This is a genomic window from Nonomuraea antri, from assembly GCF_013283785.1.
GTDB lineage: Bacteria > Actinomycetota > Actinomycetes > Streptosporangiales > Streptosporangiaceae > Nonomuraea > Nonomuraea antri.
Genome location: NZ_JABCPZ010000304.1, coordinates 1 through 10,950, shown reverse-complemented (window position 1 = coordinate 10,950; position 10,950 = coordinate 1). Strand labels below are relative to the sequence as shown.

Annotated in this window: 12 protein-coding genes; 8 read left to right on the top strand and 4 right to left on the bottom strand. The window is 69.1% G+C overall.

The window, feature by feature from the left end:
• Together HII36_RS49680 and HII36_RS49675 are read left to right on the top strand one after the other, a co-directional pair.
• A partial coding sequence (locus HII36_RS49680; protein WP_173530396.1) for a hypothetical protein occupies window positions 1-1,082 on the top strand: 1,082 nt, incomplete at its 5' end.
• 33 nt (window positions 1,083-1,115) lie between these two features.
• Window positions 1,116-1,721: an SIMPL domain-containing protein gene (locus HII36_RS49675; RefSeq protein WP_173530395.1), complete on the top strand. Its 606-nt coding sequence runs from the start codon at window positions 1,116-1,118 to the stop codon at window positions 1,719-1,721.
• A 10-nt stretch (window positions 1,722-1,731) separates the two neighbouring features.
• Here the strand turns inward: HII36_RS49675 and nadA are convergent, their stop codons facing one another.
• Window positions 1,732-2,883 (bottom strand): quinolinate synthase NadA, encoded by a 1,152-nt coding sequence (gene nadA / locus HII36_RS49670; RefSeq protein ID WP_173530394.1) that lies wholly within the window; start codon window positions 2,881-2,883, stop codon window positions 1,732-1,734.
• Window positions 2,884-3,043: 160 nt separating this feature from the next.
• Here nadA and erpA point away from each other — a divergent pair, with 160 nt between their 5' ends.
• Complete coding sequence (gene erpA / locus HII36_RS49665; protein WP_173530393.1) at window positions 3,044-3,397, top strand: iron-sulfur cluster insertion protein ErpA; 354 nt, start codon at window positions 3,044-3,046, stop codon at window positions 3,395-3,397.
• A 102-nt stretch (window positions 3,398-3,499) separates the two neighbouring features.
• Window positions 3,500-4,486: a carbohydrate kinase family protein gene (locus tag HII36_RS49660; protein ID WP_173530392.1), complete on the top strand. Its 987-nt coding sequence runs from the start codon at window positions 3,500-3,502 to the stop codon at window positions 4,484-4,486.
• Between the two features lie 91 nt (window positions 4,487-4,577).
• On the opposite strand, the gene HII36_RS49655 is transcribed toward HII36_RS49660, so the two are convergent.
• The 3 genes from HII36_RS49655 to HII36_RS49645 all read right to left on the bottom strand — a co-directional run bounded on the left by HII36_RS49655 (window position 4,578) and on the right by HII36_RS49645 (window position 6,465).
• A complete protein-coding gene (locus HII36_RS49655; RefSeq protein ID WP_173530391.1) occupies window positions 4,578-5,012 on the bottom strand; it encodes a CBS domain-containing protein in 435 nt (144 codons plus the stop codon).
• Between the two features lie 77 nt (window positions 5,013-5,089).
• On the bottom strand, window positions 5,090-5,335 hold the full coding sequence (locus tag HII36_RS49650) for a sulfurtransferase TusA family protein (RefSeq protein ID WP_173530390.1): 246 nt from the start codon (window positions 5,333-5,335) through the stop codon (window positions 5,090-5,092).
• Window positions 5,332-6,465, bottom strand: a complete 1,134-nt coding sequence (locus HII36_RS49645; RefSeq protein ID WP_173530389.1) for a cysteine desulfurase family protein — start codon at window positions 6,463-6,465, stop codon at window positions 5,332-5,334. The genes HII36_RS49650 and HII36_RS49645 overlap by 4 nt, the downstream gene beginning before the upstream one ends.
• Window positions 6,466-6,615: 150 nt before the next feature.
• On the opposite strand from HII36_RS49645, the gene ctaC reads away from it, so the two are divergent.
• The 4 genes from ctaC to HII36_RS49625 all read left to right on the top strand — a co-directional run bounded on the left by ctaC (window position 6,616) and on the right by HII36_RS49625 (window position 10,906).
• Window positions 6,616-7,449, top strand: coding sequence for an aa3-type cytochrome oxidase subunit II (gene ctaC / locus HII36_RS49640; RefSeq protein ID WP_173530388.1), 834 nt, complete (start codon window positions 6,616-6,618; stop codon window positions 7,447-7,449).
• Window positions 7,446-9,107, top strand: a complete 1,662-nt coding sequence (gene ctaD / locus HII36_RS49635; RefSeq protein ID WP_173530387.1) for an aa3-type cytochrome oxidase subunit I — start codon at window positions 7,446-7,448, stop codon at window positions 9,105-9,107. The genes ctaC and ctaD overlap by 4 nt, the downstream gene beginning before the upstream one ends.
• Entirely contained in the window at window positions 9,107-9,520 is a 414-nt protein-coding gene (locus tag HII36_RS49630) for a cytochrome c oxidase subunit 4 (RefSeq protein WP_173530386.1), read from the top strand. Before ctaD ends, HII36_RS49630 begins: the two co-directional genes overlap by 1 nt.
• Before the next feature lie 156 nt (window positions 9,521-9,676).
• Window positions 9,677-10,906 (top strand): L,D-transpeptidase, encoded by a 1,230-nt coding sequence (locus HII36_RS49625; RefSeq protein WP_328808249.1) that lies wholly within the window; start codon window positions 9,677-9,679, stop codon window positions 10,904-10,906.
• Window positions 10,907-10,950 lie beyond the last annotated feature (44 nt).

Sequence of the window (10,950 nt, the reverse complement as noted above, 5' to 3'; positions counted from 1 at the left end):
CGCATCCACCCCCGCCGCCGCTGTCGCCGCCGTTTCACGTGCGGCGGCCCGCGCGGCGCGGTCGCGGCTGGATCGTGGCCGCCGCGGTCGCGCTCACGCTGGCCGTGGCGGGGACGCTGGCCTACGAGATCGCCAGGTTCGGCCTGCCCTCGACCGGCGGCGCCGACCCCACCGCGGAACCGGACACCCGGCCCCCGCTCACCAGGACGGCCGCGGGCGAGGTGATCACGCTGCCCGGCACCTCCGTGCGCATCACCGAGAACGACAGCGACCCGCTCAAGCTCACCTCGTACACCGCCGACGCGGGCAAACGCCTGTACGTCAGGCGGGCCGGCGGCGACGCCTTCGTCCGCGACACCCGCCACTTCGAGTACGCCCTGCGCGGCGACGGCGTCAAAGCCCTGGCCGTGGACGCGGACTACGGCGCCGACGGCCAGGCCACGGTCTCCGTCGTCGACCACTGGACCGGCGCCAAGCGCACCGTCGAGGTGTCCAGGCAGCCGGTCTTCCCGACCACCCCGCGCTGGTCGCCCGACGGCGCGTACGGCCTGGTCACCCTGTACAAGGGGGCGGCGGGCAACGCCGTGCCGCACGGATTCGCCGTGATCGACGCCGAGCGCGGCACCGCCAGGGCGCACCAGGTCGGCGAGCCTGGCGCGGGGGAGTGGCGCTTCTTCTGGGACGCCGGCGGCCGCGCTGTCGGCACCTGGGCGGGCGGCCGCATGACCTTCTACGACCTGGACGGCCGACTCCTGCGCACACTGCCGGCCGCTGGCACGCCCGTCTGGGTGGAGGGCGAGAACGTGGCGGGCGGCCGGTTCCTGGCCCACTGCGACGCCTCGGGCAAGACGATCTGCGTGCGCTCCACCTCCGGCGGCGACGCCGCGCCGCGGGTCGTCCCGTTCGCCGGCGACAGCCTCATCGGCTGGTGGGACGATGACCACCTGGCCGTCTGGCGCCCGGCGGGCGGCGGCTACCAGGCGGTGGTCATCGACCTGGCCGGGCAGGTCACCCGGGTGCTCGCCACCGCGGCAGACGCGGCCGAGTTCCGCCGGATGAGCTTCCGCTACAGCCCGTCGTAGGATCGGAACGGACCTCGGCGAAGGGGGCAGGGCGTGGACATCACGGTCACCGGTGAGGGCAGCGCGCAGGCCGAGCCCGACGCGCTGCGGCTGCACGCGGGCGTCGAGGTGCGCAAGCCCTCGCCCGCGCAGTCCTTCTCGGCGGCGCGCGGCGCGGCGGAACGGCTGGCCAGGGCGCTGCGGCAGGCGGGCATCGCCGAGCACGACGTCCGCACGATCGAGCTCGGGCTCGGCCCGGAATACGAGGTCTATCCCCAGGTGTCGGCCTACCGGGCGGTCCAGGGCGTGGAAGTGGTGGTCCGCGACCTGTCCAGGGCCGACCAGATCATCGACACCATCGCCGGGATCGGCGAGGAGGCCCGGCTGAACGGGCTGGTGTTCGAGGTCAGCGACCCGCGGGCGGCGCTGCGCGAGGCCAGGTCGCTGGCCTTCGCCGACGCCGCCGCCAAGGCCGCCCAGTACGCCGAGCTGGCCGGCCGCCCGCTGGGCCGGGTCGTCTCGGTGACCGAGGAGGTCAGGGGCGGGCCGCAGCCGATGCCGATGGCCGCCACGATGGCCGAGAGCGGCGGCGGCTCGATCAGCCCCGGCCGCCAGAGCCTCTCGGTCACCGTGCGGGTCGGCTACGCCTTCGCCGACTGACGGCCCGCACCTACGGGAGGGCGAGCATGCGGTCGAGCGCCACCTTCGCCCAGTGCGTGGTGTCGTCGTCCACGGTGATCTGGTTGACGACCTCGCCCAGCACCAGCGACTCCAGCGCCCACACCAGGTGCGGCAGGTCGATCCGGTTCATCGTGGAGCAGTAGCAGACCGTCTTGTCCAGGAACGAGATGTTCTTGTCGGGGAACATCTGCGCCAGCCGCTTGACCAGGTTCAGCTCGGTGCCGATGGCCCAGCTCGAACCGGCCGGGGCGTTCTCCAGCGTGGTGATGATGTGCTCGGTCGAGCCCACGTGGTCGGCCTTGAGCACCACCTCGTGCCGGCATTCCGGGTGCACCAGCACGTTCACGCCGGGGATGCGGGCGCGCACGTCGTCGACAGACTCGGCGGTGAAACGGCCGTGCACCGAGCAGTGGCCCTTCCACAGGATCATCTTGGCCCGGTCGAGCTGCTCCGGCGTGAGCCCGCCGCCAGGACGGTGCGGGTTCCACACCACGCAGTCCTCCAGCGACATGCCCATCTCCAGCACCGCGGTGTTGCGTCCGAGGTGCTGGTCGGGCAGGAAGAGCACCTTCTCGCCGCGCTCGAACGCCCATTCGAGCGCGCGGCGGGCGTTGGACGAGGTGCAGACCGCGCCGCCGTTCCTGCCGCAGAACGCCTTGATGTCGGCACTGGAGTTCATGTACGTGACGGGAACCACCCGCTCGGCCAGCCCCGCGTCCTCCAGGGCCTCCCAGCACTCCTCGACCTGGTCGAACGTGGCCATGTCGGCCATCGAGCACCCGGCCGCCAGGTCGGGCAGGATCACCCGCTGGGCGTCGGAGGTGAGGATGTCGGCCGACTCGGCCATGAAGTGCACGCCGCAGAACACGATGTACTCCGCCTGCGGGCGGGCGGCGGCCAGCCTGGCCAGCTTGAACGAGTCGCCCGTCACGTCGGCGAACTGGATGACCTCGTCGCGCTGGTAGTGGTGGCCCAGCACGAACACGCGCTCGCCCAGCGTCTCCTTGGCCCTGCGCGCCCGCTCGACCAGGTCGGGGTCGGAGGCTGGCGGCAGCTCGCCGGGACAGTCGACCCCCTTCTCACTGTGCGGATCGGCGCCCCGGCCGAGGACGTAGAGCGGCAGCCCGGTCTGGGTGGTCATGGCCACACCCCCTTATCGTCTAACTGACGACTAATGATGACACACGGTTCGCCGGGAATATTCCTGGGGCTGGGGTGGCCGGGAATGTGTGGCATCCGCCAGGTGTTGGTAGCGTCATCAGTAGGACGTCGAAACAGACAGCCGGTTAGGGAGTCAGCAGATGTCGGTTGAGAGCAGCGAGACCACGGCGCAGGGCCTGATCCTGACTGACGCGGCCGCCGCGAAGGTCAAGAGCCTGCTCGAGCAGCAGGGAGAAGAAGGTCTGCAGCTGCGTGTGGCCGTGCAGCCGGGCGGCTGCTCCGGCCTGCGCTACCAGCTCTTCTTCGATGACCGTTCGATGGACGGCGACGTCGTCACGGACTTCGGTGGCGTGAGCGTCGTCACCGACCGGATGAGCGCCCCGTACCTCATGGGCGCCTCCATCGACTTCGTCGACACCATCGAGAAGCAGGGCTTCACCATCGACAACCCGAACGCCACCGGCTCCTGTGCCTGTGGCGACTCCTTCAACTAGGTCGGTCGCCCGCGCCGGGTCCCGTCCGTCTTTGTGCGGGCGGGACCTTCGCGTATCCTCGTGGGGCTCATTGGCTTGCCGACAACGAGGAAGAAGAATCCCGTGCGCATTGCCGTCACAGGCTCCATCGCGACAGACCACCTGATGACCTTTCCAGGAAGCTTCGGCGACCAGCTGATCGCCGAGCAGCTCGACCGGGTCTCGCTTTCGTTCCTGGTCGACGATCTGCAGATCCGTCGCGGGGGTTGCGCGGCGAACATCTCGTTCGGAATGGCCTGTCTCGGTCTCAACCCGCTCCTCGTCGGAGCCGTCGGCGCGGACTTCGCCGACTACCGCTCCTGGCTCGAGCGGCACGGCGTCGACTGTGACTCGGTCCACGTGTCGGAGACCGCGCACACCGCGCGCTTCCTGTGCACCACCGACGAGCACCACAACCAGATCGCCTCGTTCTACACCGGCGCGATGGCCGAGGCCAGGCTCATCGAGCTCAAGCCCGTCGCCGACCGTGTGGGCGGGCTCGACCTGGTGCTGATCAGCCCCAACGACCCCGACGCGATGCTGCGCCACACCGACGAGTGCCGCCAGCGCGGCATCCCGTTCGCCGCCGACATCTCCCAGCAGCTGGCCCGCATGGCCGACGAGCAGATCCGCCAGCTCGTCGACGGCGCCGCCTACCTGTTCTCGAACGACTACGAGAAGGGGCTCATCGAGCAGAAGACCGGCTGGTCCGACGAGGAGATCCTGAGCCGGGTCGGCGTCCGTGTCACCACGCTCGGCCCCAAGGGCGCGGTCATCGACAGGAAGGGCGAGCCGTCCATCGCCGTCGCCCCCGCCCCCGAGCTGGGCAAGGCCGACCCCACCGGCGTCGGCGACGCCTTCCGCGCCGGCTTCCTGTCCGGCGTGGCCTGGGGGCTGCCCCTGGAGCGCTGCGGCCAGCTCGGCAACCTCACCGCCACGCACGTGCTCGAGCGCGTGGGCGGCCAGGAGTACGAGCTCGGGCAGCAGGTGTTCCTGGAGCGCTTCACCGCCGCCTACGGCCCCGAGGCGGCCGCCGAGGTCGCCGCGCACGTGCGCTGCTACCACCCGTGACGTCGACGCCCGTGTGCCTGTGACGCGTCACAGGCACACGGGCGTCCTGCGTCGCCGGATGCCCGGCGGCGGCGGCCCGGGAGGCGGCCGGTCAGCCCCTGGCGTAGACCCGGTGCACGAACTCGGCGAGCTGGTCGTCGGGCAGGTGCTTGGCCAGGTCGGCCTCGCTGATCATGCCCACGATCCGGTGCTCCTCCAGCACCGGCAGCCGCTTGATCTGGTGCTCCTCCATGCGGGCGAGCGCTTCGGAGACCGTGGTGTCGGCGCTCACCCACACCAGCCCGGTGGCCAGCTCGCCCGCCGTCACCTGGGCCGGGTCGTGCCCGGCCGCGATGCACTTGATCACGATGTCGCGGTCGGTGATGATCCCGGTCAGGCGGTCGTCGGGGCCGCAGACGGGCAGCGCGCCCACGTTGCCTTCGCGCATCATCTGCGCCGCCCGGTCCAGCGTCTCGTGCGCGGCGATGCAGTCGGCGCCCGGGCTCATCAGGTCGCGGGCGGTCTCGTGCGGGTGTCCTTCTGTCATGGTTCCCCCCGGAAGTCGGCGGCTTTCCGGTGGCCCTCTACCCCGCTCGACGGGGGTTACGACACTTCACGCCCGCATCAATAGTTCCGCCGCACATGGATGGCCCAGCCGCCGCCGGGCAGCTCGTACGAGCCGACGTGGCGGTGCGACTTCAGCCGGCACCAGGCGGGCACGTCCGTGTACGCGGCGGGATCGTCGGCCAGTACGGCCACCACCGCGTTGAGCGGGACGTGGTTGATCTGCTCAGCGAGCATGATGATCGGGATCGGGCACTTCTTCCCGAGCGCGTCGATCGTCAAAGCCGGCTGGGTGACCTCGGTCATGCGACTCCTGCGTCTTGCCGGATGCGGCGCACCACGCCGGGCAGCACGGCGAGGAACCTGTCGACCTCGGCCGCTGAAGCACCGCGGGGCAGTGACACCCGGACATTGCCATGCGTGAGCACGCCCATCGCTTCCAGGACGTGCGATGGACGAAGCGTACTAGCGGTGCACGAACTTCCGGACGATACCGCGAATCCCGCCTTGTCCAGCTCGCCGAGCAGCACCTCGCCGTCGACGTAAAGGCACGAGAAGGTCACGATGTGCGGGGCGCGCTCGACCGGCTCGCCGATGACCTCGACGTCGGGGACGAGCTCGGGCACCGCGCGCCTGATCGTGTCGACCAGGGCGGAGAGCCTGGCCTGCTCGGCGGCCGCCTCGGCGGCGACGGCGCGCAGCGCGGCCGCGGCGGCGACGGTGGCGGGCACGTTCTCGAAGCCGGGCACCCGGCGGCGCTCGCGCTCGTCCTCGGGCAGGAACGAGCGGAACCTGGTGCCCTTGCGCACCGCCAGCACGCCCACCCCGGCCGGGCCGCCCCACTTGTGCGCGCTGGCGGTCAGCACCGACCAGCCGGGCGGCACCGGCAGCCGGCCGGCCGTCTGCGCGGCGTCGACCAGCAGCGGCACGCCGTGCTCGCGGCACGCCTGGGCGGCCTCGGCCACCGGCTGCAGGGTGCCGACCTCGTGGTTGGCGCTCTGCAGGCACGCCAGCGCCACCCCCGGGCCCGACACGGCAGCCGCGAAAGCGGACGGATCGACCCGGCCGGTCAGGCTCACACCGATCGTTTCCACCGTTCCGCCGTCGCGTTCGTGCACGTCGGCGGCGTGAAGCACGCTGGAATGCTCAACCGCGGAGGTGACCAGGTGCCTACCCGCCCTCCGTCTGCCGTGTAGGGTGCCGAGCACGCCGAGATGCACGGCCTGCGTGCCGGACGAGGTGAACGACACCTCGTCGGGACGCGCGCCCAGCACCTCGGCCACTTCCGTGCGGGCCTGTTCCAACAGCAGGTGCGCGCGGCGGGCCTGGCCGTACAAACGAGCGGGGTCGGCCCAGCCCGAGTCGATGGCCGTCAGCAGCGCCTCACGCGCCTGCGGATGGAGCGGCTCGGTGGAGGCCGCGTCGAAGTACGCCACGCGAGTATCGTCCCACTTCCGGCGCCACCGAGGGGTCGCGCGGTGGGGCGAGGCACCTGCACGCTAATGTGTCTGCAATCAGCTGTGCATTTGGAAATACGAGCGCCCAGGGGAGAGACTTCTGGGCTTCATCTGTGGGGTAGGCGATCCGTGAGTCCGACTCGCCGTACGACGCGGCGTTCGTTGGCCCGGCGCAGGGTGCCACGAGCCGCCGCTTTGGCGTTGCTGCTGGCCACTGCTACGGCGTGTGCTAATGACGTTCCCGAGGCAGACTGGTCTCGGGGCCTCCTTCCCGAACACATCACCGAGCAAGGTGGCGTGGTCGAGAGTTTGTGGAACGGGGCCTGGATCGCCGCACTCGCCACGGGTGCCGTCGTCATCGTCCTGATCGTGTGGGCGTCCATCTTCCACCGCAAGCGCCGGGCCAAGGCCGAGCTTCCGCCGCAGGTTCGCTACAACCTGCCGATCGAGATCCTCTACACCGTGGTCCCGCTGGTCATGGTGTCGGTGTTCTTCTTCTTCACCGCGCGCGACAGCAACACGCTGGCGCACGTGTCGGGCGAGGCGAAGGTGAAGGTCAAGGTCGAGGCGTTCCAGTGGAGCTGGCGCTTCACCACGACCTACAACGGCAAGACCGCCCAGCCGGTGGCGGGCGTGCCCGTGCACGACTACAACCAGGGTCCGGAGCTCGTGCTGCCGGTGAAGTCGAAGGTCGAGTTCGACCTGTCGACGAACGACGTCATCCACTCCTTCTGGATTCCGGCGTTCCTGTTCAAGCGTGACGTCATCCCCGGCATCCCCGAGGGCAACCCCGGCCGCAAGTTCGAGGTCACCACCCTCGACGTCAAGCCGGGCACCGTCTACGCCGGCCGCTGTGCCGAGCTCTGCGGCGTCGACCACAGCCGGATGCTCTTCAAGGTGAAGCTCGTTTCGCAGGCTGAGTTCGACCAGTACATCGCGACCCAGGCTGGGAGTGCCCAGTGACCGCCATTCATGAACCGCTCAGGACGACCGCCAGGCCCGTCACCAAGGGCCAGGTGATCGCCAAGTGGCTGTCCTCCACTGATCACAAGATCATCGGGCACCTCTACCTGATCACGTCGTTCGTCTTCTTCCTGATCGGCGGCGTCATGGCGCTGGTCATGCGTGCCGAGCTGGCCCAGCCCGGCATGCAGTTCACCAGCAACGAGCAGTTCAACCAGCTGTTCACCATGCACGGCACGATCATGCTGCTGATGTTCGCGACGCCGCTGTTCGCCGGCTTCGCCAACGAGCTGATGCCGCTGCAGATCGGCGCGCCCGACGTGGCGTTCCCGCGACTGAACATGGTGAGCTACTGGCTCTACCTGTTCGGCAGCATCATCGCGGTGTCCGGGTTCTTCACCCCGGGCGGCGCGGCCTCGTTCGGCTGGTTCGCCTACACGCCGCTGTCCAACGCGATCAACTCGCCGGGCATCGGCGGCGACCTGTGGATCATGGGTCTGGCCCTGTCGGGCCTGGGCACGATCCTCGGCTCGGTGAACTTCATCACCACGATCATCTGCATGCGCGCCCCCGGCCTGACCATGTTCCGGATGCCGATCTTCACCTGGAACATCCTGCTGACCAGCATGCTCGTGCTGATGGCCTTCCCGGTGCTGGCCGCCGCGCTGCTCGCGCTGGAGGCCGACCGCAAGCTGGGCACCCACATCTTCGACCCGGAGAACGGCGGAGCGCTGCTCTGGCAACATCTGTTCTGGTTCTTCGGCCATCCCGAGGTGTACATCATCGCGCTGCCGTTCTTCGGCATCGTGACGGAGATCCTGCCGGTCTTCAGCCGCAAGCCGATCTTCGGTTACATCAGCCTCGTGGCCGCGACGATCTCCATCGCCGGTCTGTCGATCACGGTCTGGGCGCACCACATGTTCCCGACCGGGCAAGTGTTGTTGCCGTTCTTCTCGTTCATGACGTTCCTCATCGCGGTGCCGACGGGCGTGAAGTTCTTCAACTGGATCGGCACGATGTGGCGAGGGCATTTGTCCTTCGAGTCACCGATGCTGTTCTCGGTCGGCTTCCTGATCACCTTCCTCCTGGGTGGTCTGACCGGTGTCATCCTGGCCTCGCCGCCGCTCGACTTCCACATCTCCGACACCTACTTCGTCGTCGCCCACTTCCACTACGTGGTCTTCGGCACCGTGGTGTTCGCGATGTTCGCCGGCTTCTACTTCTGGTGGCCCAAGTTCACCGGCAAGATGCTCGACGACAAGCTGGGCAAGCTGCAGTTCTGGCTGCTGTTCATCGGCTTCCACACCACGTTCCTCATCCAGCACTGGCTCGGCATGGTGGGCTTCCCGCGCCGCTACGCCGACTACAGCGCGGCCGACGGCTTCACCGACCTGAACATGATCTCGTCGGTGGGCGCGTTCATCCTGGGCCTGTCGACGCTGCCGTTCTTCTACAACGTCTGGAAGACCTGGCGCAGCGCGCCCAAGGTCACCGTCGACGACCCGTGGGGCTACGGCGGCTCGCTCGAATGGGCGACCTCCTGCCCGCCGCCGCGGCACAACTTCACCTCGCTGCCGCAGATCCGCTCCGAGCGTCCGGCCTTCGACGCGAAGTACCCGCACGTCTCGGCCAAGTCCGCACTGGAGGGTGAGGCCTGATGAAGGTCCAGGGTTGGCTGTTCCTGCTGTGCGGCCTGTTCTTCGCCGGCGTCGACGTCGCCTACTGGTTCTGGACGAAGGCGGCCACGGGCCAGGGTGAGCCGGTCGGCACCACGGCCATGGCCATCTCGGTCGGCTTCGCCTTCATGGTCGGCTACTACCTGATGTTCACCGCCAAGCGCATCGGCGCCCAGCCGGAGGACAACAAGCAGGCCGACATCAGCGACGGCGCGGGCGAGATCGGCTTCTTCAGCCCGAGCAGCTGGTGGCCGCTGTTCCTGTGCCTGGCGGCGGCGTTCGCCTTCGCCGGGTTCGTGATCGGCTTCTGGATGTTCCTGATCGGCGTGTTCCTGGTGATCATGGCCATGATCGGGTTCGTGTTCCAGTACTACCGGGGCAACTTCTCGCACTGATCCCCGGCCACATACGAAAGCGGGCGTCCTCCTCTGAGGGAGACGCCCGCTTTTTGGTGTTCTTTACCGATGTTCGGATGTGGCCAATCGATCACAGAGGGTAATAACGAGGCAGAAGCGGTTCGATGGTGGACGAGGGGGTCACTCGTGGGGCGCGTGGCGTATGGATCAGCCGGCCTGCTGGCCGTGGCGCTGCTGGCGGCGTGCTCGGTGACCGGCGCGGGCGACGACCTGGGTGAGGGCGGCTCGGGGGCCGTCGCGGCCGGAGGCGTGGCCGAGGAGGGCGCCAGCAAGGCCCCTGAGGCCGTGGTGGCCATCTCCCCGGCCGACAAGGCCGGGAACGTGCCCACCGACCAGCCCGTCGTCGTGGCGGCCCACGGGGGCACGCTCAAGGCCGTCACCGTGACCGACGCCAAGGGCGCGACGCTGCCCGGGCTGCTCAGCGCCGATCACACCCGCTGGCGCAGCAACGCCTACGCCAGGCCGGGCAGTACGTACCGGATCGACGCGGTGTCGGTCAGCGGCGGCAGGGAGAAGACCACCAGCAGCGTGTTCTCCACCGTCAAGGGCGGCAAGACGTTCGACGTCGCGAACATCACCCCGAACAAGGACGACACCGGGCTGACCGTCGGCGTGGGCATGCCCATCATGATCACCTTCGACCAGCCCATCAAGGACCGGATCTCGGTCGAGCGCAACCTCGTCGTGCGCAGCTCGAAGCCGGTGGAGGGCGCCTGGCACTGGTTCGACGACAAGCGCGTGGACTTCCGCCCGCAGGAATACTGGCCCGCGCACACCAAGGTGCGGCTGGAGGCCAAGCTGGCCGGCGTGCACGGGGCGCCCGGCATGTACGGCAAGCGCGACGTGAAGCTCGACTTCAAGATCGGACGCTCGCAGATCACCAAGGGCAGCACCAACGACCACGTGCTGATCGTGCGCCGCGACGGCAAGAAGGTCCGCGAGATGCCGATGAGCGCGGGCCAGGGTGGCCAGTGGAAGTACTACACGACCTCGGGCGTGCACCTGGCCATGTCGCGCGAGCCCGTCACCGTGATGACCTCGCCGGGGATCGGTCCCGGGCAGGCCGGGTACTACCAGCTCACCGTGTACAACACGGTCCGCATCTCCAACAGCGGCGAGTACGTGCACAGCGCGCCCTGGTCGGTCGGCTCCCAGGGCAGTTCCAACGTCAGCCACGGGTGCGTGAACATCAGCCCGGACAACGCGGCCTGGTTCATCAAGAACACGCTGATCGGCGACCCGATCATCATCACCGGGTCGCCGCGCAAGCTGGAGCCGACGAACGGGTGGGGGCACTGGCAGGAGAACTGGCGCCAGTGGCTCAGGTGGAGCTCGCTGAAGGCGGGCCCCACCATCGTGTTCTGAGCCCTCGGCCGCCGGCGGCCGAGGGGGCGTCAGGGGAGCGGGTC